This window comes from Crocinitomicaceae bacterium (genome assembly GCA_016708105.1).
Classification (GTDB): domain Bacteria; phylum Bacteroidota; class Bacteroidia; order Flavobacteriales_D; family Crocinitomicaceae; genus JADJGJ01.
The window spans coordinates 45,615-72,208 of sequence record JADJGJ010000005.1 but is presented as its reverse complement, the minus strand read 5'-3'; the positions used below and the strand labels follow the sequence as shown (position 1 = coordinate 72,208).

The 26,594-nt window shown below is 37.7% G+C and carries 27 protein-coding genes and 1 tRNA gene; 9 read left to right on the top strand and 19 right to left on the bottom strand.

All coding sequences use genetic code 11. From position 1 onward, the window contains the following. The first annotated feature begins 6 nt into the window (after nucleotides 1-6). Nucleotides 7-1,065: an inorganic phosphate transporter gene (locus IPH66_17900; GenBank protein MBK7131211.1), complete on the top strand. Its 1,059-nt coding sequence runs from the start codon at nucleotides 7-9 to the stop codon at nucleotides 1,063-1,065. Between the two features lie 81 nt (nucleotides 1,066-1,146). Here IPH66_17900 and IPH66_17895 read toward each other — a convergent pair whose 3' ends face one another. From IPH66_17895 to IPH66_17845, 11 genes are all read right to left on the bottom strand, one after another. After that, complete coding sequence (locus IPH66_17895) at nucleotides 1,147-1,863, bottom strand: YebC/PmpR family DNA-binding transcriptional regulator (protein ID MBK7131210.1); 717 nt, start codon at nucleotides 1,861-1,863, stop codon at nucleotides 1,147-1,149. Between the two features lie 341 nt (nucleotides 1,864-2,204). Further along, nucleotides 2,205-3,077: a DnaJ domain-containing protein gene (locus IPH66_17890; GenBank protein MBK7131209.1), complete on the bottom strand. Its 873-nt coding sequence runs from the start codon at nucleotides 3,075-3,077 to the stop codon at nucleotides 2,205-2,207. Nucleotides 3,078-3,105: 28 nt separating this feature from the next. Continuing rightward, on the bottom strand, nucleotides 3,106-3,822 hold the full coding sequence (gene recO, locus IPH66_17885; GenBank protein ID MBK7131208.1) for a DNA repair protein RecO: 717 nt from the start codon (nucleotides 3,820-3,822) through the stop codon (nucleotides 3,106-3,108). After that, nucleotides 3,822-6,122, bottom strand: a complete 2,301-nt coding sequence (locus IPH66_17880; GenBank protein ID MBK7131207.1) for a hypothetical protein — start codon at nucleotides 6,120-6,122, stop codon at nucleotides 3,822-3,824. The genes recO and IPH66_17880 overlap by 1 nt, the downstream gene beginning before the upstream one ends. A gap of 143 nt (nucleotides 6,123-6,265) precedes the next feature. Beyond that, nucleotides 6,266-6,889, bottom strand: coding sequence for a YceI family protein (locus tag IPH66_17875; protein MBK7131206.1), 624 nt, complete (start codon nucleotides 6,887-6,889; stop codon nucleotides 6,266-6,268). Nucleotides 6,890-7,460: 571 nt separating this feature from the next. Further along, nucleotides 7,461-8,453 (bottom strand): YihY/virulence factor BrkB family protein, encoded by a 993-nt coding sequence (locus IPH66_17870; protein ID MBK7131205.1) that lies wholly within the window; start codon nucleotides 8,451-8,453, stop codon nucleotides 7,461-7,463. Then, nucleotides 8,454-8,999 (bottom strand): hypothetical protein, encoded by a 546-nt coding sequence (locus tag IPH66_17865; GenBank protein ID MBK7131204.1) that lies wholly within the window; start codon nucleotides 8,997-8,999, stop codon nucleotides 8,454-8,456. It lies immediately after the preceding gene. Nucleotides 9,000-9,012: 13 nt separating this feature from the next. Next, a complete protein-coding gene (kbl, locus tag IPH66_17860; GenBank protein MBK7131203.1) occupies nucleotides 9,013-10,203 on the bottom strand; it encodes a glycine C-acetyltransferase in 1,191 nt (396 codons plus the stop codon). Nucleotides 10,204-10,393: 190 nt separating this feature from the next. After that, nucleotides 10,394-11,410 carry a hypothetical protein gene (locus IPH66_17855; GenBank protein ID MBK7131202.1) on the bottom strand — a complete coding sequence of 339 codons (1,017 nt, stop codon included), beginning with the start codon at nucleotides 11,408-11,410 and terminating at the stop codon, nucleotides 10,394-10,396. Beyond that, nucleotides 11,407-11,952, bottom strand: a complete 546-nt coding sequence (locus IPH66_17850; protein ID MBK7131201.1) for a sugar transferase — start codon at nucleotides 11,950-11,952, stop codon at nucleotides 11,407-11,409. The genes IPH66_17855 and IPH66_17850 overlap by 4 nt, the downstream gene beginning before the upstream one ends. Nucleotides 11,953-12,034: 82 nt before the next feature. Continuing rightward, a complete protein-coding gene (locus tag IPH66_17845) occupies nucleotides 12,035-12,565 on the bottom strand; it encodes a hypothetical protein (GenBank protein MBK7131200.1) in 531 nt (176 codons plus the stop codon). Between the two features lie 151 nt (nucleotides 12,566-12,716). Between IPH66_17845 and gmk the strand changes: the two genes are divergently transcribed. From gmk to IPH66_17825, 4 genes are all read left to right on the top strand, one after another. Beyond that, nucleotides 12,717-13,295, top strand: coding sequence for a guanylate kinase (gene gmk / locus IPH66_17840; GenBank protein ID MBK7131199.1), 579 nt, complete (start codon nucleotides 12,717-12,719; stop codon nucleotides 13,293-13,295). Continuing rightward, nucleotides 13,292-13,879, top strand: a complete 588-nt coding sequence (locus tag IPH66_17835) for a nicotinate-nucleotide adenylyltransferase (protein MBK7131198.1) — start codon at nucleotides 13,292-13,294, stop codon at nucleotides 13,877-13,879. The genes gmk and IPH66_17835 overlap by 4 nt, the downstream gene beginning before the upstream one ends. Further along, on the top strand, nucleotides 13,879-14,409 hold the full coding sequence (locus IPH66_17830) for a CopD family protein (GenBank protein ID MBK7131197.1): 531 nt from the start codon (nucleotides 13,879-13,881) through the stop codon (nucleotides 14,407-14,409). Before IPH66_17835 ends, IPH66_17830 begins: the two co-directional genes overlap by 1 nt. A gap of 56 nt (nucleotides 14,410-14,465) precedes the next feature. Continuing rightward, nucleotides 14,466-14,542 (top strand) — tRNA-Ala (locus IPH66_17825). A gap of 111 nt (nucleotides 14,543-14,653) precedes the next feature. Here the strand turns inward: IPH66_17825 and hxpB are convergent. Further along, a complete protein-coding gene (gene hxpB, locus IPH66_17820) occupies nucleotides 14,654-15,310 on the bottom strand; it encodes a hexitol phosphatase HxpB (GenBank protein ID MBK7131196.1) in 657 nt (218 codons plus the stop codon). A 24-nt stretch (nucleotides 15,311-15,334) separates the two neighbouring features. Beyond that, nucleotides 15,335-16,201: a hypothetical protein gene (locus IPH66_17815; protein MBK7131195.1), complete on the bottom strand. Its 867-nt coding sequence runs from the start codon at nucleotides 16,199-16,201 to the stop codon at nucleotides 15,335-15,337. Nucleotides 16,202-16,321: 120 nt separating this feature from the next. On the opposite strand from IPH66_17815, the gene IPH66_17810 reads away from it, so the two are divergent. The 4 genes from IPH66_17810 to IPH66_17795 all read left to right on the top strand — a co-directional run bounded on the left by IPH66_17810 (nucleotide 16,322) and on the right by IPH66_17795 (nucleotide 20,368). After that, nucleotides 16,322-17,611 (top strand): hypothetical protein, encoded by a 1,290-nt coding sequence (locus IPH66_17810; protein ID MBK7131194.1) that lies wholly within the window; start codon nucleotides 16,322-16,324, stop codon nucleotides 17,609-17,611. A gap of 52 nt (nucleotides 17,612-17,663) precedes the next feature. Then, entirely contained in the window at nucleotides 17,664-18,332 is a 669-nt protein-coding gene (locus IPH66_17805) for a DNA alkylation repair protein (protein ID MBK7131193.1), read from the top strand. Nucleotides 18,333-18,419: 87 nt separating this feature from the next. Continuing rightward, nucleotides 18,420-19,670: a T9SS type A sorting domain-containing protein gene (locus IPH66_17800; GenBank protein MBK7131192.1), complete on the top strand. Its 1,251-nt coding sequence runs from the start codon at nucleotides 18,420-18,422 to the stop codon at nucleotides 19,668-19,670. Nucleotides 19,671-20,194: 524 nt separating this feature from the next. Continuing rightward, a complete protein-coding gene (locus IPH66_17795) occupies nucleotides 20,195-20,368 on the top strand; it encodes a hypothetical protein (protein MBK7131191.1) in 174 nt (57 codons plus the stop codon). Here the strand turns inward: IPH66_17795 and IPH66_17790 are convergent. The 6 genes from IPH66_17790 to IPH66_17765 all read right to left on the bottom strand — a co-directional run bounded on the left by IPH66_17790 (nucleotide 20,351) and on the right by IPH66_17765 (nucleotide 26,442). After that, nucleotides 20,351-20,515 carry a hypothetical protein gene (locus IPH66_17790; GenBank protein MBK7131190.1) on the bottom strand — a complete coding sequence of 55 codons (165 nt, stop codon included), beginning with the start codon at nucleotides 20,513-20,515 and terminating at the stop codon, nucleotides 20,351-20,353. The genes IPH66_17795 and IPH66_17790 overlap by 18 nt on opposite strands. Nucleotides 20,516-20,895: 380 nt before the next feature. After that, on the bottom strand, nucleotides 20,896-21,651 hold the full coding sequence (locus IPH66_17785) for a hypothetical protein (protein MBK7131189.1): 756 nt from the start codon (nucleotides 21,649-21,651) through the stop codon (nucleotides 20,896-20,898). A 352-nt stretch (nucleotides 21,652-22,003) separates the two neighbouring features. Next, nucleotides 22,004-22,723 (bottom strand): hypothetical protein, encoded by a 720-nt coding sequence (locus IPH66_17780; protein MBK7131188.1) that lies wholly within the window; start codon nucleotides 22,721-22,723, stop codon nucleotides 22,004-22,006. Between the two features lie 100 nt (nucleotides 22,724-22,823). Then, nucleotides 22,824-23,675 carry a hypothetical protein gene (locus tag IPH66_17775; GenBank protein ID MBK7131187.1) on the bottom strand — a complete coding sequence of 284 codons (852 nt, stop codon included), beginning with the start codon at nucleotides 23,673-23,675 and terminating at the stop codon, nucleotides 22,824-22,826. A 118-nt stretch (nucleotides 23,676-23,793) separates the two neighbouring features. Continuing rightward, on the bottom strand, nucleotides 23,794-25,014 hold the full coding sequence (locus tag IPH66_17770; protein MBK7131186.1) for an aminopeptidase: 1,221 nt from the start codon (nucleotides 25,012-25,014) through the stop codon (nucleotides 23,794-23,796). Between the two features lie 234 nt (nucleotides 25,015-25,248). Beyond that, the gene (locus IPH66_17765) at nucleotides 25,249-26,442 is read right to left on the bottom strand and encodes an SPOR domain-containing protein (protein MBK7131185.1); all 1,194 of its coding nucleotides are present in this window, start codon (nucleotides 26,440-26,442) and stop codon (nucleotides 25,249-25,251) included. Nucleotides 26,443-26,594: the final 152 nt, after the last annotated feature.

Genomic DNA, 26,594 nt, shown 5'->3' with positions numbered 1-26,594 from the left:
ACCGCCATGGGAATATTACTAACCATTATTTTTCTTGCCCTGGTTTTTGACCTCATCAATGGATTTCATGATGCGGCCAATTCTATTGCAACCGTAGTTTCAACCAAAGTGTTGACCCCCTTTCAAGCTGTTCTTTGGGCTGCCTTTTTCAACGTACTTGCTTTCTGGATTTTTGAATTGAAAGTGGCAGATACAGTTGCCAAAATTGTTGATCCATCATCTGTAACTTTTGCTGTTGTATTTGCCGGATTAGTTGCTGCCATCAGTTGGAATTTATTAACCTGGTGGTTTGGAATTCCGTCATCATCATCACATACGCTGCTTGGTGGATTTGCCGGTGCAGCTGTTGCAAACGCAGGTTTTGGTGTAGTTAATCAAGAAAAAATTCTGATCACGTTTGCCTTTATTTTTGCCGCACCTTTAGTTGGTATGCTTGTGGCAAGTATCATAACGATTATCATTGTCAATATTTGTCGAAAGGCCAACCCATCAAAAGCAGACCGGTGGTTTAAGCGACTTCAACTTGTTTCATCTGCACTTTTTAGCATTGGTCACGGTGGAAACGATGCACAAAAAGTAATGGGTATTATTGCGGCTGCTATGTTGGTTTACATGGCGCAACTCACTGCCGCCGGACAACCAATTCCTGATTGGGCATTTATTACCCAAGAGGTAAATGATAGCGGAAAACTAGCAATCACCAAACTTCCTTATTGGATACCAACTGCTTGTTACGTTGCCATTGGACTTGGAACCATGTTTGGTGGCTGGAAAATTATTAAAACGATGGGGTCAAAAATTACTAAAGTGACACCTCTTGAAGGCGTAAGCGCTGAAACAGCGGGTGCAGCAACTTTGTTCCTCACTGAAAAAATGGGTATTCCTGTCAGTACTACACACACCATCACCGGATCAATTATTGGTGTTGGTATGACAAAAAGAATTTCTGCAGTTCGTTGGGGTGTAACCATCAGTTTGCTTTGGGCATGGATTCTTACCATTCCCGTAAGTGGTTTGATAGGTGCTACCGTTTTTTGGCTGCTCCAACTATTTGGAATGAAATAATCATACTTGGAAATACTGGTTTTACAAATACAAAAAAGCCCCGAAGAAAGATCTTCGGGGCTTTTTATTTTATTGCTTAATTTAATTGCCCATGGTGTGAAACACGTTGTTGACGTCATCGTCTTCTTCAAGACGATCAATGAGTTTTTGCACGTCTGCTTCCTGTTCTTCTGTCAGTTTTTTGGTATCAGTAGGAATGCGTTCAAGACCCGCAGATTTAATTTCTATTTTTCTCTCGTCTAAAAATTTCTGGATTGCGCCAAAACTTTCAAACGGACCATAAATGATGATTTCATTTTCTTCGTCATCTTTATCCACCTCTTCTCCACCGAAATCAATTAATTCCAGCTCAAAATCTTCTACATTAATTCCCTCAGCGCTGATACGGAACATGCACTTACGTTCAAATGCGAAATCTAATGATCCGCTGGTTCCAAGCGTTCCGTTGAATTTAGTAAACGCTGCGCGGACATTGGCAACTGTTCTTGTTGGATTATCAGTAAGCGTTTCTATGAGAACAGCAATTCCATGCGGACCATACCCCTCATAAACCATCTCTTTGTATGCCGAGGTGTCTTTTGATGTTGCTTTTGCAATAGCGCGCTCAATATTGTCCTTTGGCATATTGGCTGCTTTTGCATTTTGAATAATTACCCGCAGACGCGAATTAGATTCAGGATTTGGGCCTCCTTCTTTTACAGCTTGCGACAATTCTTTTCCGATTTTTGTAAACGCTTTTGACATGGCGCCCCAGCGTTTCAGTTTTCTTCCTTTGCGGAATTCAAATGCTCTTCCCATAGTAAATAGTGATACTGAATTGGAGGGTAAAGATAGGGATTTTTTTAAGGTGTTAGGGGTTAGGGGTTAGGGGTTAGGGTTAGGGGTTAGGGGTTAGGGGTTAGGGGTTAGGGGTTAGGTAGGGGCGAATTGCATTCGCCCTAACGGAAATGTTATTTGAAAACATGATCGTACGTATTGTTTTCGGATTTAGGCACATCGTGAAAAATAATGTTGGGGGGCGAATTGCATTCGCCCTATCGGAAATATTGTATGTAAACATTGGGGACGAATTGCATTCGGCTATATGATGAATTACGTTCATAACGAATAAAATGGTTGAATTTGAAATCGATTACGAATCAAACTATTCCCTTTTTTTCGCAAATAAAATCGTATGCCACCACGATGGTTTTAAATTTTTCGGCGGCAATTTTTTGGGCATTTTCACCTAGGTGACTTACCTTATCAGGATGATGAATTTTTGCAAGACGTTTGTAGGCTTTTTTAATTTCTTCAACGGTTGCACCCGCTTCAAGTTCAAGTATTTTTAATGCTTGCTTCAATTTGTCAACCGCAGAAACGCTATCTGATTTCTGCTGCTGTCGACGCTGTTCATGATACTCTGATCTGAAACGGTACATGTTTAGAATTGAATCTAGCGTGCGCTGTGGAATTTCAATATTTGCACAAATCTCTTGCAAAATATTCTGTTCAGCTATAGCTAAATATCCATCAACTACTGAAAGGCTTACTAATATCTGCAGTAAAACTAGTTTATCATGAACGGTATAGGTATCATTAATCCCTTCATAAAAATGTCTTGCACGCATGTGCGGATTATGCAATTCAAATTTCATACGCGCAATGATTCTGTCACCATCTCTTCTGAAATATTCTTTGCGTACCCGGGTTTCAAAATAGTTTATTTGCTTTTCATTAATGTCGCCATCCGCTTTAATAATCCACGCACCAAACACGGCTAAATGTTCATCAAATACGTGACTCGTGTTCACAAAACCTGCTTCATCTCGGCGTTCGCGCTTACCGTTAAATATAATTTGTCCGGTGACCAGAAAAATAAAAAAACCACCAACCAAAGCCAAAAACGGATGAGGCACCAGAGGCCATAATATTAATGCTGAAATAATGAATACAATGAAATAATTCTTCAGTACAAACTCTTTGGCTTTTTTGTAGACTGATTTATTGGAGTCGGAACTATTTTTGGGCATGGCCCGAAACTACAAAAAATTCAGAAATTCACTCGTGAAAAGTTGCTTCCAAAACCGGTAAGCTTTGTAATTCAGAAAATTGGTCAAAATGCGCGCGATAATAATTCAGCAATTCATACATGATTTTTCTTCTCATGGCAAGTGATATTTCAGGCGAGTTGGTTCCATCCAATTTAGCATTCATCAGGTGTAAAATTCCATGACTAATTTCTTCAGAAGCAAAATAAGGATGAGCGGGTGTACTCTGTACAAAACAACCTTCTCTCAAATCAAGATATTTGGGCTGCTCACACAATTTTGGATAGAAGCCGAGATACTGCAACAATCCTAATAAAAAGAGAGAAGGAAAGTGTCGGGTATCATCTTGTAAATCTAAAATTTGCAGCGCATTTTTTACAAAAAGATACAAACCTTCATTGTCTTCATTCTCACGCACGGTTTGCGCCAGCACTTCATTCATGAAAAATAAAATGCCTGATTTGTACGGATTAAAAGGGATATCACGCCAAACAACCGCAGCATGCAATTCACGAATAGAAGACAAATCATGGGTGGGCTTGGTTTGGTAAGTGACTTCTAAAATTGACAAGGGCTGAATGAGATTTCCGTTTTTTTTTCTTGATCTTCCGCCGGGAAAAATAAAACTCATCACCCCTTCATGCTGAGTTAAAAGACGAATGATCAACCCGGTGTCTGAATAGTTGACTTTCGAAATAACAATGCCCTCAACACTCCCTGATTTCATCAGTTGATGAATAGGATTTTTGCAACATTTTTTCCCTTGCCATCTCGTGAGGCAGTCCACACTAAATATACGCCGGTTTGAACGCGCTCACCATTTAATGTCTTACCATCCCAAATTACTGTGCCTCCATTTGAAGTTGTTTGATAGATAAGATTACCTGCAACATCTGTAATTTTTACATCTGCTTCATACCCTAAACCCTGTACAGTAATAGGGCCTGAAAAATCAGGTCGCACCGGATTAGGAAAAACGGTTACGTCACTATACTCTTCATCAAAAAGACTGGCATCTGATCTGAAAGAGACCAATCCTTTATCTGTTGCAAAAAAAACTTCTCCGCTCAAATGATCAATACGAATATCCAGCACATTATTAGAAACCAGTGGAGAATTATCTGTATTAAAAACATAAATTTCTTCTAAGCCATCCGGTGAAAGGCAGAATACACCTGCGGAATTAGTTGCAATCCATTTCCGATTTCCTCCATCCACTGCAATGGCAGAAATGAATGATTCACCCAATAATTTCTCTACCTCACCATCTACTTCAATGAGTATTGGATTAAAATCATAATCCCCATATCCACCATCATAAATATTTGCTGTATTGTACAAGACAGACATTCCTTCTTCAGTTCCAATCCATATTTCACCATCCAAATCCTGCGCAATAGATTTCACCATGAGCGATGGCAAATTTCCATAACCTTCAGATGTGGAGAAAACTCTGAGATCATCATCACTGTGATCAGAAAAAGTACCATTCTCATTGAATGCGATGAGTCCGGCATTTGTTACTGCAACCCATTTATTTCCATCACTATCAATAAATAATCTGTACGGATATTTATCTTTTGCAGCCGAGCCCAACGAGAACGAATGCCACTCACCGTTTTTCATACGCACTTTCAAAGGTTCAATTCCGGTACATATCATCCACAAATTTCCGTCATCATCAAATTTTATATCACCAACGGCAATTTTATCACCACTTGCTTCAAGCGTAGAATTGTATTGATTAAAAACCTCTGAGATATTTTGTCCGTCAGTAATATATTTTACGCCTCCTTCAGCATTGCCACAAAAAGCCATGATATCAGTATTTGAAGGATCAATGGCTACAGAAACAAAATCCCAGTCTTTGTCATAATAGATGCTGTCCTGCGTTTCATGATTGAGATTTAACCAGGCTTCATCTTCAAAAACATAGACGCCATTTCTAAAATAATTATTGACAAAATTATGCGTGAGTCCACCGCCTGCAATTAATACTTTGCCATACTGAATATCTAACCTGTAACAACCATCACGATATGGACCATTATTATAAATGACCTCATTTGACCAGTTATTTGTCAGTTTCACCAAACCATGTCTGCGGTCTGCAATCCAATAAAAATTATTAAATCGAATTACCGACATGGGTAAAGGCACTCCCGCGTTGTATTGATAGATTAACTCAGTTTGATTCATGTTAGTATCCAAAACCTGAATTGAGTTGTACAGGGTTAAGAGTAAATTTTCACCTTCCGCTTTTACATCTGAAACCGTGATGCCTGTAGTGCCATAATGAGATAGGTTACCTGCCGAATAATCATAGAGTGTGTCTTGATCAAAAGATGAAGATTTGTAGACAAAAACAAGATGGTCATCAAATGAATTTATTTCAGTGAACGGGCCATTGATAACTGCAGCAGGTAAATCAGTTTTTTTTGTCCAATTGTCTTGATTATTTAAGAATGGTGCGTTTACTTGAGCGTAATAAATTCCTTCTGCCGTTGCGCAATACAAGGTATCATGATGAATTGTGCTAGCGTAAATGCACGGGTTAGAAAACGGGTAATACGTATCACGAATTTCATTTTTGTTTATATCATACAAAACCAAACCAATGCCGGTACTGATATAAATTAAATCATCTGCAAACGAAGCTGAATAGACAGTTTTATTCCCCGACAAATCTGCCATTTTTATCCAAGGAACATTGCGTATGGTATTCCCTTGAATGACATCCAAATTACCGTTAGCATAGCCAATTAAAATTGTTTCACCATTTCCTTCAAGACATGAAATACCCAAATCACTCAAGCCGTTGGCAAATGTTATCAGTTCAATTGAATTATCATCCGTACGATAATGCACAAGCCCATTAGCCGATGCAAGGTAAACCCCATTTTGATCATGTGCAACACCAATAGCACTGCTAATTGAGAAATGAACACGCCAGTCAAGCATACCAATTTGTGATGTTGCAGGTAAACGACAAATCACGAATAAAAAAAGAATCAGAAATTGTCTCATACTTAAGCTAACCGTTCAATAAAAATCTTGTTCAGATGAATTCCAAACGATACAATAACCCAAAACTATTGAAAATATTGTGTACTCAAAGCATGAACTTTCTATTCAGCCTGTTTCAAATATTAAAAAAACAGGAAAGTGAATTATTTGCAAGATTTTAGCAACGTTGTTGAAACAGCAATATCCACCGTGCTCCATAACTTGTTAATTCCGTCAGGTCCGGTATGTTTATCTTCACACACCACGCCTAAAGAATCAATAGCCACTTGACCATTGAAATCCAGAATATCAATAGTTGTCGTCATGGTAATTTTTTCACCTTCTACAGTCACTACTCCAGTATATTCTTTGCTTGTACCATTCATGGTAATTGAAACCTGAGCAGATTCAGCATTCAATGAAATCACAGATCCGGTAATATTTTCCGTTGGTCCGAGATTGCCGAAAAAACTGTTTTTCACTTTCGTATCACGTCCTGCATCCTGAGAATTCAGTGAAACAACCGGAATTTCAAATGTTGCCCCGGTGAGCACGGCAAACATATCAGCAGCACTGTCTTTGGCAGTAACATTAATTTGATCAAACGTACCATTAACACCAATTTTTTCAGTGAGTTTAAAGGCTGTCCAAGTCAGCAGAGTGCTTGATGAATCATAAGAATACGTGCATACTTCAACAGTATCAGTAGTTGTAGTTTCAGTTGATTGTCCACCACCACAAGCGGCAAGCAACATGGCAAAAATGCCGGGAAGGATGATTTTTTTCATTGTGAGAATTGTTAGGTTAGGTGGGCAAAGATAGGGCTTTTTTCCTCTCTCCTCTCTCCTCTTTCCGCAAGAGAGAGGAAGTAGCGCTAGTTCACACTTTTCGGAAACCCTTGTGCCGTGGCTTTCCTTCTCTCCTCTCTCCTCTCTCCCAAGGAGAGAGGAAGTGACGTTAGTACGCACTTTGCGGAAACCCTTGCGTTTTTTTCCTCACTCCTCTTTCCTCTCTCCGCAAGAGAGAGGAAGTGACGTTAGTTCACACTTTTCGGAAACCATTGTGCCGTGGCTTTCCCCCTCTGGAGGGGGATTAAGGGGGAGGAGATACCATGACGTTCTTTTTCCTCTCTCCTCTTTCCTCTCTCCGCAAGAGAGAGGAAGTAGCGCTAGTTCACACTTTTCGGAAACCATTGTGCCGTGGCTTTCCCCCTCTGGAGGGGGATTAAGGGGGAGGAAAAATGAGAGCAGAAAAAAATCTCAAGGCAAATTTAATTTGAACCCATTGACTCATTGTTCAACCAATTTTTTTCTGAATAATATTTTGTACTAATTGTTACAAGACCAAAAAAAAGTAGGATTAGTACGCGTGCTCTTGCCTGGTTTTAATATCCTCCAACTGATCAAGTTTTTTCTTTGCAAGCGCCCCGTGTATGCTGGCATTAAGTTCAAAACCCAATAGCAATGAAACTGATACAAAATAAATCCACAAAAGCAGAATCATGATGGTGCCAATAGAGCCGTAAATTTCATTGTATTTGGCAAACTCATTTACGTAATATACATAGACAATTGATATTGCAAGTATCATTCCGGTGGTGAGTGAAGCGCCTGCTGAAAAAAACTTAAATGTACCTCTTGCTGCAGGACCAAAATAAAAAATGAGCGCAATGGCAAAATATAAAACTACGGTGAAGAAAAGCGTGTTGAGAATAATGAAGATTGTATAGTAATGTGAATCCACAAATGCACTCGCATCTGCCAGGTTATTGAGAAATCTCTTTTCAGTAAGCAGAATGAAAAAGCTAATCATGATTCCAATTAAAAAAACAACAACAAAACCCATGGAGATTAACCGAACTTGCCACCATTTTCTCCTGCGGGAGATTTTTTGTTTTGTAGCGTTAAAGGTATTGATGGTAACAACAAAACCGTTGCTGGCAAAATAGATGGAAAGCAAAAACCCAAACGATAACCATGAACTCACACTGGAATTTTCAAACTCATGCATACTCTGCAAAAAATTCTCTACCAATTGTTGCGGAATAAACCCGGCAAGAATAGGAACGATATCCTGCTCAATATCAAAAAAAGGAAGATAGGCACTCAGCACCACAAGCAACAAGCCGAAGGGCACCATGGCAAGAAAGAAATTGTATGAAAGTGCTGCTGCACGCTGAGTGATCAATCCTTTTTTTAATGACCACACAAAGAAAAAAAGCACCTCCCACAAAGACAATCCTTCAAAACCGGGTAAAACCAATTTGCGCGTTATGCGCATGGCATATCTCATTAATAATACCCTTATTAGTCGAATGAGACGGGCTAATTTATTAGCAAGAGTTTTCATCATTTATTCCATCACCGGATTGTAAATCTCTGCCATAAACAAAATTCCATTGATATAAAAAAAGCAAAATAAATTTTCATACGCCCAGGTCAACACCAGCACATCAGAATCAGGAGTTATTTTCAACTTCTTGAAATGATCGCGCACCGCATCAACTGCCAGCACGGGTGTACCCTTTTTGTGTTTATCCTCCATAATGGATAACTTGGAGACAAATTCCCAACTGTCAAAATGAATGCTTTGAATATCTGTAGGATCAATTATTTTTTTTCCGTATTTAACTCCAACTTCCGTGAAGGAACCCGCTGCAACAACTGTTGATTTCTCATGTGTGTAAATCATAAAACCTGTTTGTCCAGATTTATTTTTCACAGCAATGATGGTATCCAAATTACTATCAGGATCAAAATTCCCAACAATCATGGAAGAGTCAGAAAGGTCACTAACGGGTTTAGCCAATACACGATAGTTACATTCTATAAATTCTATCTGCGAAAAAATATTTCCACACAACGCAAGTGTGAACGAGAAAAAAATAATTCCTTTCATAAAACGACCATGATTACTTCACCACTCCCAACTCTTTGCCAATCTTTTCAAAAGCAGCCACCGCGCGATCAAGTTGATCAAAAGAATGTGCGGCAGAAATTTGTACCCGAATGCGGGCAAGTCCTTTTGGCACCACCGGGTAGAAAAATCCTATAGCATAAATTCCTTCTTTCAATAATCTGTTCGCAAATTCTTGCGCTACCTTGGCATCATATAACATTACAGGCACAATGGCCGAATCACCTTCGCGAATTTCAAGACCGGCTTTTTTAATTCCTGCTTTAAAGTGTTTGATATTTGCTTCCAATTTATCACGCAATTCAGTGGTCGCACTTAACATATCAAACACTGCGATAGAAGCACCAACAATTACCGGTGAAAGCGAATTAGAAAATAAATACGGGCGTGAACGTTGACGCAGCATATCAATGATTTCTTTTTTGCCCGAAGTAAAACCACCCATGGCACCGCCTAAGGCTTTACCAAGTGTTGAAGTGATAATATCAACCCGCCCCATCACGTTGTGATATTCATGTGTGCCCCTGCCGGTTTTTCCAATAAAGCCGGTTGCATGGCTGTCGTCCACCATGACGAGTGCATCATATTTTTCAGCGAGATTACAAATTTCATTCAGTTTTGCAACATAACCATCCATCGAGAAAACTCCGTCAGTCACAATAATACGATTGCGGCATTTTTGTGCGTCTTTCAAATGCGCTTCCAATTCAGCCATGTCAGAATTTTTGTAACGATAGCGTTGCGCTTTACACAAACGCACTCCATCAATAATTGATGCGTGATTCAACTCATCAGAAATAATGGCATCTTCTTCATTGAACAAGGGTTCAAAAACTCCGCCGTTCGCATCAAAGGCTGCAGCGTAAAGTATGGTGTCTTCCATGCCCAGAAAATCAGATATTTTTTTCTCAAGCACTTTATGATTGTCCTGTGTTCCACAAATAAAACGAACCGATGACATACCATATCCATGCGTCTCTAACGCTTTTTTTGCTCCTTCAATTACCGTTGGATGTGATGATAAACCAAGATAATTGTTTGCACACATGATGATCACCTCTTCACCGGTACTTACCTTAACCTGCGCACCTTGCGGGGTGATTATGATGCGTTCGTTTTTATATAATCCTGCCTCTTTTATTGCAGCCAGTTCATCTTGTAATTGCTTTTGAAGTTTTCCGTACATAGGGATTTGAATTGTGATATGTATTACAAATATAATGAAGTCAAGGTGACATTAAGCCCGAAGTCAGTAATTTCAAGATGCCGGGTTTGAGAACGACAGAGGTAGCATTAGGCGTAGGTCTTAAAAGTAGTGGTAGTAGGCGCAGGTCTTAAAAGTAGGCGCAGGTCGCGACCTGCGCCTACTTTTAAGACTACCACGTTTTCTTCAATAATTCCTGCTGAAGTTTATGCAGGATTGCATCAGATTTTTCAGGCAATAATTTAATCAGCATGGCATGCAGACTTGACAAGATCGTATTCCCTTCTTGCGGAACAAAAGCCCAGCCTTTTACAGAATTTTCAGTCAGCAACATATTTTCAGCCACCAGAATAGCGTGTGAAAATATCCGACCATTGAAACCATACCTTCTGCCCTGTTCAAAAATCACGTTGGAATCAAATTTTTTTGTTGTTGCCAGATATGGATTTTCACAAATACATTTTGTTAAATAATCTGCTGATATTGGTTGTTTAAACTCAATATGAAATCTCACAGCATGTAATAACTGACTTGGTGTTGTAATATCAGAAGAAGTAATTGGACACAGAATTTTTTGCTGACTAAACATATCTACCACGTCAATAGCGTGATGGGTTCCAATTCTAGAATTCAAATGACGGGCTACCACATTGGCACTCACAAGGCGCTCATGATTTCCGATATCTTCTGAACGTCTTACTACAACAAAATCACCTTGTTTGAGATTAGTCAACTCACCACCGCAAAATGTTTTTAAAATTGCAGCAGTACCATGTGTATTACATGAAACTACATGAATATATTTTTCATTCAACAATAAATCATTACCGATACCTGACATGAATGAAACGCCGAATCCTTTTTCACTGCCCTGTGCAACAACACCTTTTAAATTCGGTAATTGCATGTAGTTATTTTTATTTTTTAACCCTGATCCATTGGCTCCGCAATCAAAAATAAAATGCATTTCAGGTAAAATATCCTGCAATAAAAAATCAGATTTATTTTTTTGAGAAGATGATATACATACACCCAAACTGCGCAGATAATTCAGCTCAGGTTCATGCCAAGGTTGAATGCTGTTTTTGTTGGCGTAGATTTGTGAAATACCAAAATCAAGCTGATACTTCACAAGCAAAGCAAGCAGCGTTGATCCTATATTTCCTATTCCGTTAACTAGTACTTTCATGCGCGTTTTGTATGAAACCAGCGAATGGTTTTTTGTTTTCCAATAAACGGTATAATCGCTGATGCCATGATAATTTTTAAATCCAAACTAAATGATCTGCAGAGGCAATATTTCATATCAAGAAACCAGCTCATTTTTTTATTGCAAACAGGAGAAAGCTGTGCAAGACCGGTAAGACCGGGAGCCACTGACCATCGGGTTTGATGATAGGTGTCATTCCAGTTTAGTCGTTCAACATCAGCCTGCGTTAATGGTCGAGGGCCAACAAAACTCATCTTGCCGGCAATGACATGGAATAGTTGGGGTAATTCATCTATGCCTGTTCTGCGTAAAACACCTCCCAAATGAGTGACTTGATTATTTTTCATGGTGCGCAATTTTAAAATGCGAAAAGTCTTTTTAAACTTGCCTAAGCGCGTTTGTGTAAATAGAGGATTTTGTTGATCAAAAATCAGAATGGTCATAGCTGCAAAGGCAATGACAGGTAATACGCATAGAAGTAATACCAAGGCACCCATCATATCAAATAATCGTTTCACCACGAACTAAAGGTAAGCAATTACCAGCGTGATTAACCAGGTTTGAGGAATAAATTGGGGATACTTATTATTTGTTACGGAGCAACTATTTTTTGTCGGCTTCAATGTCTCTTAACTTCTGATGATACTGGCTTTCCAACTCAGGTGAATGTCCTAGAATTGCCTCAGGGAATTTGCCGGAAAGATACGAAATCACATCAGCCACTTTGGCTTTTTTACAACCCAGTTGATATTGTTTTTTATCACGAGCCATAATCCAAATCTGATGATTTGTATTTGACGCCGGACCTGATTTCACGCGGATTACATGTTCATATATCCACAGCGCATATCCGGTATCTTGCTGTAAAATTGCATTGATAAGTTTATGTTTTCCGTTTCTAATCCGTGCACCGGAAGCCAGCGGTAAAGCAATCATCAAAACACCTAATAAGGCGACAATACTGCCAAAAATCCACATAGCAATAGCAGTGCCTGAGCCGGGTTCCATTTCACTATCAGCACCTGATGCAACCAACCAGATTAAAAAAATTCCAAACAGAAAAATAGAAGCACCGATGATTAGCATTTTTGTGCCTGACCGTTTGAACATGCGAATGAAATCCTGATCTGTCATGAGCGTATTTTTTTTGCTAATTTATTAAAAAAGAATGACCTGAATTTCTATAGTGTAAGCAGTTAGAAATTAGTTACTCAAATTCTCACCCTAACCTGAATTGCGTGTGAAATACCTATCTTTGTCTAATATCAGCAAACAGGCAGCAAAAATGAACAGTTCAACAGAAGGAAAATGTATCATCTTCTCAGCCCCCAGCGGAGCGGGAAAAACTACCATTGTGCATTTTCTGCTACGTGAAATTCCACAGCTTTCATTTTCAGTATCAGCTTGTAGCCGTGAACCAAGAGGTAGGGAAATTCCCGGTGTTGATTATCACTATTTCAGCGTAGAAGAATTCAAGAAAAAAATTGCCAATGATGAATTTGTTGAATGGCAAGAGGTGTATAAAGACAATTTCTACGGCACCTTAAAATCAGAAATTGAAAAAAGTTGGGCTGCAGGAAAGATTGTTGTATTTGATGTTGATGCTGAGGGCGGAATAAATCTGAAAAAAATCTTTGGAGATAAATCTTTATCTGTTTTCATCAAACCACCTTCACTTTTTGTACTTGAACAACGGTTAAGAAACAGAAGAACCGAATCAGAAGAAAACATCAAGATGCGTATTGAAAAGGCTAATCGCGAACTAAGCCGTGCTGATTTTTTTGACCGCATTTTACTCAATGATAACCTTGAAAACGCATGTCTTGAAGCAAAACAAATTGCCTTAGACTTTATTCAAAAATGAAAAAAGTAGGTTTATATTTTGGCACCTTTAACCCTATTCATATTGGTCATTTGATCATTGCAAATCACATGGCAAATTATAGTGATTTGAATGAAGTGTGGTTTGTTGTATCGCCGCATAATCCCTTGAAAGATAAAAATAACCTGCTCACTGACCATCACCGGCTTGCCATGGTAGAACTGGCAGTTGAAGACAATCAAAAACTAAAAGTCTCCAAAATAGAATTTGATTTGCCAAAACCATCTTACACTGTTCTTACTTTGCAGGCATTGAAAGAAAAATATCCAAAAATTATTTTCAGTTTGATTATGGGAGAAGATAATTTGCGCACCATTCACAAGTGGCGCAACTATGAATACATACTTGAAAATTATGATTTGTACGTTTACCCACGCGTTGTTCAGGAAAATGAAAATGACTCAAAAAACATGACAGAACACGCACGTATAAAAATGATACAAGCGCCGGTTATGAATTTATCATCTACCTTTATTCGGTCAGCTATCAAAGATCGTAAAGACGTGCGTTACCTGCTCAGTGAACCCGTGTTAAAATATATTGATGAAATGAACTTTTATAAATAATGTACCAAACCATTCTTTCACTGCATATTATTTTTATTGTAACCTGGTTTGCGGGTTTGTTTAATATTGTTAGGCTATTTGTTTATCAAACCGAGGCAAAGCATAAAACAGAACAAGAACGCGCAGTGCTTGAACCACAATATAAATTAATGGCGCGCAGGTTATGGTATGGTATCACATGGCCGTCATGCATTCTCACGTTGATTTTTGGGCCTTGGTTACTTTATCTTAATCCCGTTTTTTTGAAAATGCCTTTCATGCACATTAAACTCAGTTTTGTTTTTGGTCTGCTGGTCTATCAAATCATTTGTCATGTTATGTTCAATAAATTGCAAGGAGGTGAGCACAACTACAGTTCAGGTTTTTTTAGAATATGGAACGAGGTTGCAACCCTTTTTCTGGTGGCCATTGTATTTTTAATTGTGATGAAAAGCAGCCTCAACTGGGTTTATGGTACGCTTGGTTTTATTGGGGTTGCCATTGCGTTGATGATTGCAATACAAGTGTATCGCAAGCTGCGCAAAAAGTGAAGAAAACAATTCCCTGTTCCCATTTGAAATAGAAGCATTATATTTGCACCGGTTGCGGGGCATTAGCTCAGTTGGCTAGAGCGCAACGCTGGCAGTGTTGAGGCCATCGGTTCGACTCCGATATGCTCCACCAAAATCCCTTTCCTTTGTGAGGGATTTTTTTTTGATTATTGGTTCGGTGCTTGCCTGATCTGTATTCTTTGCACGGGTGTTAAATAGTAAATATTTCTACAGACCATAAAAATCAATTCCAAAATTCATACACCTTTTCCAACTTAAACTCCTCCAATGAACTTAAAATGCAATCAGCAATTCTAAGTCGCTCATCAAAGCGATGAGTTTTTTCCGGTACGGCTATCACTTTCATGCGGGCAGCTTTTGCCGCAATCACTCCGTTGAAAGAATCTTCAATGACGAGACATTCAGTAGGGTGAACATGTAATTTTTCAGCGGTCGTTAGAAAAACAGCAGGGTGTGGTTTACCGTAGGTTTCAAATTCGGCAGAATGTACTTGATCAAAATATTTTTCAATGTTCAGCTTATTAAGCACTGCATGAATAATGCGCTGATATGATGAGGTTGCAAGCCCAATTTTATAACCGCTTTCTTTGAGAGATTGTAATGCTTGCATCACACCCGGTAGGGCTTGTCCGCGCGTGTTGATTTCACGAATAAGAATATCAACTATATCATCTGTTACGGCCTCCACGGTTTTATTTTTCCAACCTACTTTTTTATACCACAATTTCACTACTTCATCAATACGTAAACCAACGGTTTCTTCACAATCAGTATTGGTAAGGTTGATGCCTACTTTTCCAAAACCCTCTATTTCTGCAATTTTCCATAGTGGTTCTGAATCTATCAGTACCCCATCCATATCAAATATTACTGCTTTCATTTTATATTTTTAGCTGATGAACGCTTAATCTTTTTTCAATGTCACTTCATACAAATTTCCGCCACCTAACCCTTTGCGGTACTCATCTGTCATATACCAAGTGTTTTTGTCTTTGAAACAAATTGCTTCACGTTGTTTGATAAAACTCAACTGGTATGATTTTACCTTTCCCTCCCAAAATTTGCTTGCTTCAAAATCTGACACAATATAAAGGCGTGAATAGGTTAATAAAATCAATACATCATGCTTGGATGAATAATCTGCGGCTGTGACAGAACAAAATCTCCAGTCAGACGAACACAATTGAATTGTGCCAATTTTACGGGCAGTATACTTACCCGGCTTATCAGGCAAAACATATATATTAGTTAAACCCGTGAATGGTTCAGTGCGACATTTTGAAAACAAATACAAGCTATCATCTTTCCAAATCATAGCTTCACAATCAAAATTCAATTCATTGGCTTCAGGCGGAAATTTTACTTGATCTTCATACGTGAAACTTATTTTCTTTGACTCAACCTGTTCCTTTTCATGGTAACCTGAACTTACTTTATAAATAGAACAGTGTTCTCGTTTGTTTAAATTATTTCCAAAATCACCAATGAATAGATTACCTTCTGAGTCTTGGGTTATATCTTCCCAATCATTGTTTTTTGCATCTTCAACTTCAACCGTTTTGAATGATCCATCTTTGAGACTAATGATAAATAATTCAGCAGCATTACCCCCGTCATTATGGGTTACCAAGTATTTATCATCAATTAATATCAAGCCAGATGTTTCATACATTTTTTCAGGCAAACTGCTGATTTTTGTACACGTTAACTGCGCAGACAAATTCTGACAAAATATGACGAGTAGATAAAAAATCAAGCTTGAGCAGCGCATGATACAAAGATAGGAAAGCATTGTAATTTAGTTGTAAGCACCCCTATGAAGGCTTTCCATTAAAAGCAAATCTTAACCTATTCAAAACACTGAGATTAGTAAAATTTCTACCTTTGTAATATGTTACACCCGGGCAGCAAAGGTTGGATTAGAAAATATTTCTCTCTCATGGAGAATTATGAGCAGTATCTGGATAAATATCCGGGAACTATTCTTTGTCCTGAAGAGTTGATTTACGGTTACCTTCAGCCCACCGGAATTATGTATGGCTACCCTACTTCACTTGTTTTTTTAGAAGATGAATATCTTTCAAAATGGACTAGTGAAGAAACTTTTAAGGTGCTGCTGCTTGAAGGATTAATTCTGGTTGATCACATTCACACCGGAAAATTTGATCACGCATCGCTAGAAAAATCATTGGAGAAATTTGTAAAGTTCTATGAAAGCACTGAACTTGAAAAAGCCAAACGCAGCTGGTTAAATTTTAAAGGACTGACCATTTACGAGAAGCTTGAATCTATCATTGATCAGCGCGTTGATATCAAGGCAAGTTTTTCAAATAAATTATGGACAAGCTACCTCTACAATAGTTTACTTTTTCATGATTTGCTTTTGTACTATGAATATATGCAAGGGGCTGACGTGGCCTTGCTATGCGAAAAACGCGCAGAAGTTTTATTGGACATGGTAAAAGTTGTAGCATCAGCTGCAAATGTTGACGGTGAACCTGAAGAAGAAGAAGAGAAAATTTTTGAAGTCTTTATCGCTTCTGCTGATCTGGATGATGAAAGACATCAAGTTGCCGAGGAGTTTTTCAAAAACAGAAAAACGCTGAATGACATTTCGTTTAAATATGAAAAGTCGTGGCTGCTTTGTCGCTACATTCTTGAAATTGCCATACTCACCGTATGGAGTGATCATGAGGTGGTAGACTCAGAGCATGAATTCCTCAATAAACTGGTTGAAAAACTGGGAATAGAAGAAGAAGAAAAAGACAAATCATTTGTTGCCATTCAATCGTTCGTCAATAAAAATCAGAATAAAATTCCGTTTCTGCAAGATAAAGGAGATATCAGAATGCTCATGAGCGGCGCAACCGATAGATGGGCAAAAATACTTGGCCGAAGCAAAGATAAACTGGCGGCAGAATTATCGCAAAGCAAAGAACTGGTTGGTTTAATTGCAAAATCTACCAAATCAGATCTGTCAAAAGACGAACGCGAAAAAGTAAAAAAACAATTCAAAGACTTGGCGCGTACAATTCCTTCGCTTGGATTATTTCTTTTGCCCGGCGGTAGTTTGCTCTTGCCAATTGTATTGAAAATTATTCCTGATCTGGTGCCCAGTGCATTTAGGGTGAATGAGGTGGAAGATGAGAATGAAGAAGCGCAAAAAAAAGAGGACAAATAATTGCGGTGAACAATGAATTAGCCATTCTGCTTGCTGAAAACTATACTATTCCATGCTTAAGTCACAAATCATTGCACATTATAAACAAGCCGGCAATAAAGAAATGGCCAAACCCATGGCGGCTTATATGAAGAATAAATTTGAATTTTTTGGCATTAAAACTCCTGAACGAAGAGCCATAAGCAAACACCTTTTGCATGAATTAAAAACTCTTTCATCAAAAGAAACACTGAATTTAGCAAAATCACTTTGGAATGAACCCCAGCGAGAATTACACTATTTTGCGCAAGAACTTTTACTTCAAAATTTTAAAAAGAATTTTTCATCTTCCGATATTGAATGGATGCAGTGGTTTATTGTTCATCAATCATGGTGGGATACTGTTGATGTAATAGCACCCAAACTGATTGCACGCTACATGAAAGAGTTTCCTGAAAAAAGAAATGATCTGGTGAAAAAATGGATTCATTCAGAAAATATCTGGCTCATGAGGTCGGCTCTTCTATTTCAACTCAAGCAGAAAGAACAGGTAGATTTTCCATTTTTGTTCAACACCATTTTAAAATTGAATCACACGAAAGAATTTTTTGTCAATAAAGCCATTGGTTGGATATTGAGAGAATATGCTAAAACTAATCAAGAATTAATCTATACATTCATTGAAACCAACCGTGACAAACTATCTCCACTCAGCGTGCGTGAGGGAATGAAACATGCATAACGTGAGTTGATGTCTCATTTTTCAACGTAATTATTTTTACTTATCGCAAACTTTAGTACATTGGTTCTTCAATCAACTGATTGCCCTATGAACTATTTACATAAACTCATTTTGACTACGGTATTGTTTTTACCAGTACTCAACTTTGCCCAACACCCACAATATATTTATCAGGGAATTTCTATTGGTGAAGATGCCACAACAGGAACAGCAGTGTGTGATGAAGCTTACATGTCTGAAATAATAAAAATAGGCGGCACCTACTATATGTATTATACAACCAAATTTGCCGCAACCAATGAAGATGCCATAGCGTATGCAACATCAACTGATTTGGAAACCTGGGTTATCCAAGATACGATCATGACCGGGTCATCAACAACTACAGACCCGGAATATGTTCTTGGTGGAGCACGCGTAATTAAACTTACCAGCGGACAGTACAGAATGTTTTACCGGTGCGCACCACAATACATTCCACCGGCTGAACCGCAATATCATATTCGCTCTGCCATTTCTAATGATGGTATCAACTTTACAAAAGAAGGTGTTCGCATCTCAAATGAGTTTTTTACTGCCGGAAGTTATTTTACCCACGTGGGTCATTCAGAATTTTATTTTGATCAGGGCGGAAATGTTTCAGCTCTATTAACCGGTAAAGACACCACCATGTCGTCAGGGCCAGATAAAATTTACACCGCAGTTTCTTTTGATGAGGGTTTGACCTTTTCAAATTTTACTCCCCTCTTTGACAATTCACATGATCCGGTTGTAATTGAAGATTCAAGCGGAGTATGGCACGCGTACTTCACATACCTTGATGAAGGATTCAGAACATCTACTTCAACCAACGGAGTGGTTTGGACAAGTCCGGCTGATACCATTTATTTTATGCAAGATGAAACTACCCTGACAGAATCATCATATCCAAAAATTGCCGATCTGGGTGCAGCCGTCGCTGATGATGGTACCATATATATTTATAGTAATTATGCCACCGTGCTGGGTCCGTGGACCAATATTGCCTGGTATTTATTTGGGGGGTATAACGGAATAGAAAGCCCGGGGCTGCAAGAAAATTATTTGATTAGCTGCTGGCCTAATCCGGTATCTGAATATCTGAATATTTCAATTGCATACTCAAATGATATTTCTGATTACGGTATTGAAATGGAATTAAGGAATATGACAGGGCAATTAATTTATAGTTCCGTTGCTTTTGATCAGATGTCTCAAATAGATGTTTCAAATATTCCAGCCGGAATTTATACCCTACATGTTAAACATCAAAACCAAATTTCAGTTTTTAAAATCAGTGTGGTAGCGTCTTTGAATTAATTACTGAATTTCATTAAACCCACTGTTTATCATCACTGCAGATCACATCAATTGATTTTACGTGAGGCATTCTGAGAGTTTAAAAACTATTCCTGCATTCTATTTGCGTGACTGAAAAACCAGTTTGATTTTTTTGCGACAACGAAAATTTCAATTCGTCAATTCATCTAAAATTGAATTCTGAAAATGATAAAAATGAAATTGTTTGGGTTATAAAAATGCCTTTCAGAAAACTTTTTTAAAATATTTTTGATGAGTTATCCACAGGAAAAAATAATATTTCACAAGCCAAAAAAATACCAAATATTTTTTGCATAAAAATATTTTTATGCGCTGAAACATGAATAAAATAAATAGTTTCAGAAGGTGCGCGAAAAAAATAATTTTGCAGATGCGTATAAAAAATGTGTATCAGTAATTCACATTTTCAACAATGCGTTGTTGGAGAAATGATTTTCATATATAAGCATGGAAACAAATTCGCCTTACATTTGACCCATACTCACCTTAAAATTTTTTCAACTATGGCAAAAACAACAGCCAAAAAGAAAGCTCCAGCTAAGAAAGCTGCAGCAAAAAAAGCGGCTCCAAAAAAGAAAGCTGCTGCTAAAAAAGCTGCTCCTAAAAAAGCTGCTGCTAAAAAAGCTGCTCCTAAAAAAGCTGCTCCTAAAAAGCTGCTGCTAAAAAGCTGCTCCTAAAAAGAAAGCTGCTGCTAAAAAAGCTGCTCCTAAAAAAGCTGCTGCTAAAAAAGCTGCTCCTAAAAAGAAAGCTGCTCCTAAAAAAGCTGCTGCTAAAGCTGCTGCACCTGCTGCACCTGCTGCAAAAAAATAAGGAGTACAATGCACTTACAAAAAAGCCGTTCCAATTGGGACGGCTTTTTTATTTTAATGGGTTTTCATTTGTTATATAACTGTGTTCTGATTTTATTAGATGCATTCCCATCAATTAACCAGAGTTAGAATACATCTCTGACTGAAAACGGTCATATCCCAAATTTACCTGAGTTAAAAACTGGAATAACTCTCATTTCTTTCACCCGATAGGGTGATCTCTCTGACGCAATGCCAAGGAATATCGTGGTGGGTTTGTTAAATGGCACCCTAATCATATAATACCAAATGCTGATCTCGAATCAGCATGATAAAAAAATTGATCTCAACTGTTCATGCTTAGACACAGTCATGCTCGATAAAAATTGATTAACCTGGAAACTGTTTAACAAGAATTATTTCTGAATGGCAAATTGATTGATGGTGATGTCATATTCACTGCGTTTTGTCACCAGAATCCAACCCAATTTTTCTTCGCTTCCTACAATTTTTTTAATTGGGATATACGTTGCTATGTCATTTGAAATATTGATACAGTTAAATTCATAGACATTTGAAAAATGAACCAATGTGTCAGTTTTGCTCATCCCACCGTTGTCCGTCTCATAGGATTGCTGATAAACATACATATCAGTGCTGCTCCAATTATCATCTAGTGTAATAATATCACCTGTGGAGCAATAATTGATTTCATCTTTGATATAAACCGTGGCTGAAGTAGGGAAAGGATTGTCACATACATGATGGGTGAGCTGATACTCCTCAACCATGGGCGGGCCATCGTGATAGGTATATGTGTTATAAAGATACATGGTGTCAGAGTTTTCTTTGATACCCACAAAGGATGTCTCATTCAAACATCTAATCTGAATCCAACGATGAAGTACATTGGGATAATTTGGCGTAGATGTAGGGCCATGAATAATTTCAAAATCGTCTATGTCGTCTTTATCAATATCAATAAAGAAGCTGCTATTCTCTCCATTCATTGCAGACAATGTTAGCTCAGGTTTTTCAATTTTCATCTTTGATTTATCCCCTATTGTCATTACGTCTGAAGGAGTATCTTTATTACAAGAACCTAAAATCAATATTGAATAAATTGAAAATATGATTTTATGATAAAAATATTTTTTTCGCAGCATATTCATAATTACGCATAACTATTTTAAATGGTTGGTAACAACTTCTTCCACATTATTCCAATACTCAATTTGATTTAATCAATTATCTGAATTCAGCTTTCGTTTTGGCTACTGGCGATTGATTTGCTGTTTGAGTCCCAAAACATGAAAGGGAATTGGACTTCCCAATACAGAAACCGTATCCTTATTGCGCGGTGCAGCTAATTGAAAGGAATGAATTATTGGTGTCAGTTTTTACGTCTGCCATGTGGCAAGCACTACCATGATAACGATCATTGGACTATCTAATACAGTTCAAAAAACCAATACATGTCAGCATTTTAATTTTTTTTACTGACATCAATCAAGAAGCCTAACATTAATTTGTAGGCACCGGTTCAGTATTTGATTTGAACACATATCTCAACCCAATACCGGCCGTAGGAAATAATTCAAAATTTGCGCTCTTTGCAAAATCAAATTCATTGTAAATATCATTTTGCTCTTTTTCTGAAACTCCAAAACGCATAACACCTGCATAGTTGCCGGTGAAATTGAGAATAAAATTCTCTGTGATATTAAAATTAAAAGAAAGACCCAGAACCACACCTGCACCAATATACGAAGTGACCGCCATAGCTGAATCCTGTCCAACCCCCGAATAAGGATTCGTATGTTCAAATTTCCAATCAGTACCACTTGAATCAAGTACATGATAATAACTCCAGTTGCGTTTTGTCAAAGAACTATACGCCACCATCGCATCGGCGTGAAAACAAAGCCAATCGTAAGATATTTGTCTTTCAAAACCAAAGCGCAAATCATAATGATTGCCATATAAATCTTTTTGACGGGTAGTTACTATACTATCATTGGCAGCAAAAATATCTCGTCCAGGATAATTGTACTGAAAACCCATTGAAGTTCCCAATCTAAGATATGAATATGTACCCGCCGGAAACCTGAATTCAACCTGTATACGATTAAATTCTGATGTGGTGAATCTCAATCCTACATCCCCGTGTCGCACGGTGTCTTCTTGACTCAATACAAAAACACTGCTTAGGCATAATACCATAATCAAACTCCATCTTCTCATACGAATTGCTTTTTTGATGAATTGAATTTTAACTGAATTGCATGAACAATTTGAAAAATGCAAAACAGTTGATTAGTCTAAGATAACCATTTTTACAATTCTACGGATGCTGACCTGATTGGTTGAGTTTTTCTGAAATCAAAATGCCCTTTTTTGAATAAACCCTGTGATGCCATACCAGTTTCTCGTAAATATATTCCTCATGCACACGACCATTTTTATAATAAATCCTCACAATTTTTATCACGCCGTCATTCCGCTTATAGTATTCCAATGTATAAGAAATGAGTTTTCCTTTAGCCGATTTAATTGTGATTTCACGATATCCGTCTTCAGCGTTTGGTTTAAACTCTTGAATGTTTTTGTCATCAAGTACCACTTTTTCATTGATAAAGAAATTGGCAGAATCAGCGCATTCATTCTCTTTCTCTTGCTTCAGACGTTCGGCTTCTTTCTGTCTTTGACGCTCCTCTTCTTCTTTCAACAAACGGTGATATAAAGTGTCAGGCAAACTCACGGTAACAGTATAATCATCACGCATTTCACTTTCGCGCACCACTTTTCCGTCTTCATCAAATTCAGTCACTTTTTGATACCATTGAATACCTGCATCTGGGTGCGAATTATATTCAGCTTTTTTTATTGCACCACTCTCATAGTAACTGAAATTAACTGAACTGATCAAACCTGATCTTGAGGTTCCCATGTAATAAATTTCTGTGCCCTTACTATCATAGGCTCTTGCATATCCCCCAGCCATATATTGCATTGAATTGCTATGAAATTCCTCCGTTGATATTTTGCCATTTTTATGATAGCAATAAACAAAGGTTCCGTTTTCTGCTTCAACCGTTTTCTTATTGTATTGCGCATTTGCACTAATTGCAAATAGTGACCAGCCACAAATAAAAAGGGTATTTATTTTTAATATCTGAAAAATCTTAAAAACCATAAATGGAGTTTATTGGTTTATCTCAACACTATGCAAACAAGTCTACAATTAATAAGCCATTCTGTTCAACAAAAAAAAACCTGCCACAGCGGACAGGTTTCTGAATGATTGTCAATATTTATTCAATTCCTATTTTCTTTTTCAAATCTTTTGGAATTGCTTCTTTGTGCAAATAGATATTGATTGTTTTGTATTTAAAATATGCTTCAGAAATAAACATGTACCCATCACAGTCATTCGATGTGCCCCAAGAATTTTTAATTAGCAACCATTTTTTTCCGGCAGCATCCTTATACAAACCTACTGCATGCATACCGTGGTCATCTGTAGTGCGTTTATTATCATAAGCCAACTGACGCATTTCAGTTGTGATCACATCTTCTTCAACAGGTGTTGTAAAACAAGATGATTTTTTAGCCGAACCTGCATCTGAGAAATTTTTATTGTTTTCACCTTCAACAAAAATGGTTGATTTATCTTTTGGTACTAAGGCAATGGCATTTCTGAAATCAAAATAATCTTCAGACACATCAGCTGCCCAAGCAAAAGTATAACCTTGCATCAACGAATATTCAGCGGCTGCCCATAACTCATCCATAGTAACATTGTATGATTTGTCCCAAACCCAATTGTCTGCAATTTCCAACCGACATTCTTGATATAATTCATGATTAGTGAATGAAGTCAGAGAATAATAATTATCCATGTTTAAACCAAGTTCATCACGGAATGTTAAAGGGTTATAATCTTTACCATTGTATTTGAATTTAAATTCTTCAGCATTTTCAGGGAGATATCCTAAGTAGGCATTCAAAATTCCGCGCACGGCATCTAACCAAGCCGTTGTCAATCCTTGATTTTCCCCAAGATTTTTACGGTGCTCAAGCAAGCCATTCACTGCACCTTTTAATACTGAAGTGAGTTCAGAATGATTATGTCCTTTGGTTCCGTAATTCAACCCGGTAAAAACTTCATTAGGTACAATTCCAAAACGAGATATTACCCAAGGAATATCATGAAATGCACCACCTTCATCAAAATTAGTATTGCCATCTGTACGAATATATTTTTCAGCTTTTCCAAGGTATGCCTGATACACGATATACATCTCAGCCAAAACATGTTCACCTTTACCTGATCTTTTTATTTCAGACTCAAAAAATGACAAGGCTGAAAAACTCCAGCAGGTTCCTGTCCATCCTTGAGACTGAACCGGTGTTGCATCTAAATGAACCAGTTTTTCAAACTTGTATTCACTGCCTTCAGTATTGGTAGTGAACTCTTGCGCAAATGGCGATGCACTAAAAAACAGCGCCAGAATAATAACGATTCTTTTCATGTAATTTAATTTTTAATTGCCTGTAAAATAATTCCGGTTAGCTATTCAACCCATCAAAATGAATTCAGGCAATACGTTGTTTATTAAATCTGATGCCTGCAATTCATTATTGAAAGCAACAGGATTAAATTGGTTAAGTAAAATTAGCAATATAGATGAGAAAGACAATCAACGAAAGCGTTTAAGGTCGGTTTTTGCCTTACAAAAGACCAAATTCAGAGACAAACGGGACGCTTAGGGTTTTAAAATCCAGGTAGAATAACCTTCAGATTCTAGTTTGGTTCGAAAACTTTCAGCATCAGATTCAGTGGTAAAATCTCCCGCGCTTACTCGATACAAACCATTTTCATGATCAAATATCAACGCAGAATAACCGCCTGATTTTAATTTTTCAACTTGTCTTTCAGCATTTTGTTCAACAGAAAAGCAGCCGGCAATCACGTGAAAATCTCCACTTGCCAAAACGGGTGTTGAGGTTTCCGCAGTGTTTGCAACTTGCTTCTCAAGTTCAACTGGAATATATATTTCTTCGTTGATTTCAAGACTATATACTGAAACGTGGTCAGGTAAACTTGATGTTAACTCGTCTAATGATTTCCAATCAGTACTCAAATCAATTGTAAATTGATGATCACGTTGCTGATATGTTTCAGTCTGTTTTTTATGAAAGGGATTAAAATCTGATAAATGTATTTTACCGGTAGATAACATGTCCGTTTTCATAGGTATCCAATATGAGTAGAACATGGCAGGTAAAACTACTGCAGCAGCTAAGGCATACTTCCAGTTTTTCTTCTTTTTTATTACCTGTTTTTGAATTGGAATTACCTTGTCTTCTTCTTTCTTTACCTCAACTATTGGCTCAGACACACGCATGGTAATCACCGGTGTTTCTTTTTTCTTTGGCAATTTTTCTTCAGCACTTGAAGATGATTTTTTCTCAACTGAAATTGCTGAATCATGTACTTTTTTAGCTGTGATTTCTTCAGATTTTTCTGTTAAGATTTTCTTGCTTACTGCATGATATGTAACCGGAATTAAACCATACGAACTGAGCAACAAATTTCTTTCAATACTTTGCTCAAATACTATTTTATCAATATGTGTATAAAGAAAACCAATTTCAGATAATTCAATTCGTTCACCATGTTGTAATTTGCTTTTCCAATGAACGATGGTAGCTGTGATTTGCTCAATGGCCTGCTCGTAACTAATTGCATTTGCACTTGCTATTTCATGCGCCAATAGCCCGTCATGTCGGGTTAAACTACTGTTAAATATAATTCTTTTACACGGGGGGAATATTTTTCCTGAAACCTCATGCAAACTCGCCGGTTCATAGCTGCCTATAAAACCACCAAAACCCGGCACAATAACGCAGTCATGTCGTTGTAGAAGATGAATAATATGATGATCCAGATCCTGCATGTGTATTACAAAGGTACGTTTTTTTAATCGTAATTTGACGGGTATCGCTCATTCTCTCTTCAGTTCAAAATCACCAACCCGGTGGTGACTTGTACGTGAAAATGGGTTTGTGGTTTCTGTCAGAAATTTGTAACGTGCTGTCAGATGATTCG

What these genes read in the sequence shown, in the direction of transcription:
- IPH66_17900 (MBK7131211.1), top strand. Translation starts at nt 7, where the DNA reads ATGGGAATATTACTAACCATTATTTTTCTTGCCCTGGTTTTTGACCTC.
- IPH66_17895 (MBK7131210.1), bottom strand. Translation starts at nt 1,863, where the DNA reads ATGGGAAGAGCATTTGAATTCCGCAAAGGAAGAAAACTGAAACGCTGG.
- IPH66_17890 (MBK7131209.1), bottom strand. Translation starts at nt 3,077, where the DNA reads ATGCCCAAAAATAGTTCCGACTCCAATAAATCAGTCTACAAAAAAGCC.
- recO (MBK7131208.1), bottom strand. Translation starts at nt 3,822, where the DNA reads ATGAAATCAGGGAGTGTTGAGGGCATTGTTATTTCGAAAGTCAACTAT.
- IPH66_17880 (MBK7131207.1), bottom strand. Translation starts at nt 6,122, where the DNA reads ATGAGACAATTTCTGATTCTTTTTTTATTCGTGATTTGTCGTTTACCT.
- IPH66_17875 (MBK7131206.1), bottom strand. Translation starts at nt 6,889, where the DNA reads ATGAAAAAAATCATCCTTCCCGGCATTTTTGCCATGTTGCTTGCCGCT.
- IPH66_17870 (MBK7131205.1), bottom strand. Translation starts at nt 8,453, where the DNA reads ATGATGAAAACTCTTGCTAATAAATTAGCCCGTCTCATTCGACTAATA.
- IPH66_17865 (MBK7131204.1), bottom strand. Translation starts at nt 8,999, where the DNA reads ATGAAAGGAATTATTTTTTTCTCGTTCACACTTGCGTTGTGTGGAAAT.
- kbl (MBK7131203.1), bottom strand. Translation starts at nt 10,203, where the DNA reads ATGTACGGAAAACTTCAAAAGCAATTACAAGATGAACTGGCTGCAATA.
- IPH66_17855 (MBK7131202.1), bottom strand. Translation starts at nt 11,410, where the DNA reads ATGAAAGTACTAGTTAACGGAATAGGAAATATAGGATCAACGCTGCTT.
- IPH66_17845 (MBK7131200.1), bottom strand. Translation starts at nt 12,565, where the DNA reads ATGACAGATCAGGATTTCATTCGCATGTTCAAACGGTCAGGCACAAAA.
- gmk (MBK7131199.1), top strand. Translation starts at nt 12,717, where the DNA reads ATGAACAGTTCAACAGAAGGAAAATGTATCATCTTCTCAGCCCCCAGC.
- IPH66_17835 (MBK7131198.1), top strand. Translation starts at nt 13,292, where the DNA reads ATGAAAAAAGTAGGTTTATATTTTGGCACCTTTAACCCTATTCATATT.
- IPH66_17830 (MBK7131197.1), top strand. Translation starts at nt 13,879, where the DNA reads ATGTACCAAACCATTCTTTCACTGCATATTATTTTTATTGTAACCTGG.
- hxpB (MBK7131196.1), bottom strand. Translation starts at nt 15,310, where the DNA reads ATGAAAGCAGTAATATTTGATATGGATGGGGTACTGATAGATTCAGAA.
- IPH66_17815 (MBK7131195.1), bottom strand. Translation starts at nt 16,201, where the DNA reads ATGCGCTGCTCAAGCTTGATTTTTTATCTACTCGTCATATTTTGTCAG.
- IPH66_17810 (MBK7131194.1), top strand. Translation starts at nt 16,322, where the DNA reads ATGTTACACCCGGGCAGCAAAGGTTGGATTAGAAAATATTTCTCTCTC.
- IPH66_17805 (MBK7131193.1), top strand. Translation starts at nt 17,664, where the DNA reads ATGCTTAAGTCACAAATCATTGCACATTATAAACAAGCCGGCAATAAA.
- IPH66_17800 (MBK7131192.1), top strand. Translation starts at nt 18,420, where the DNA reads ATGAACTATTTACATAAACTCATTTTGACTACGGTATTGTTTTTACCA.
- IPH66_17795 (MBK7131191.1), top strand. Translation starts at nt 20,195, where the DNA reads ATGGCAAAAACAACAGCCAAAAAGAAAGCTCCAGCTAAGAAAGCTGCA.
- IPH66_17785 (MBK7131189.1), bottom strand. Translation starts at nt 21,651, where the DNA reads ATGAATATGCTGCGAAAAAAATATTTTTATCATAAAATCATATTTTCA.
- IPH66_17780 (MBK7131188.1), bottom strand. Translation starts at nt 22,723, where the DNA reads ATGAGAAGATGGAGTTTGATTATGGTATTATGCCTAAGCAGTGTTTTT.
- IPH66_17775 (MBK7131187.1), bottom strand. Translation starts at nt 23,675, where the DNA reads ATGGTTTTTAAGATTTTTCAGATATTAAAAATAAATACCCTTTTTATT.
- IPH66_17770 (MBK7131186.1), bottom strand. Translation starts at nt 25,014, where the DNA reads ATGAAAAGAATCGTTATTATTCTGGCGCTGTTTTTTAGTGCATCGCCA.
- IPH66_17765 (MBK7131185.1), bottom strand. Translation starts at nt 26,442, where the DNA reads ATGCAGGATCTGGATCATCATATTATTCATCTTCTACAACGACATGAC.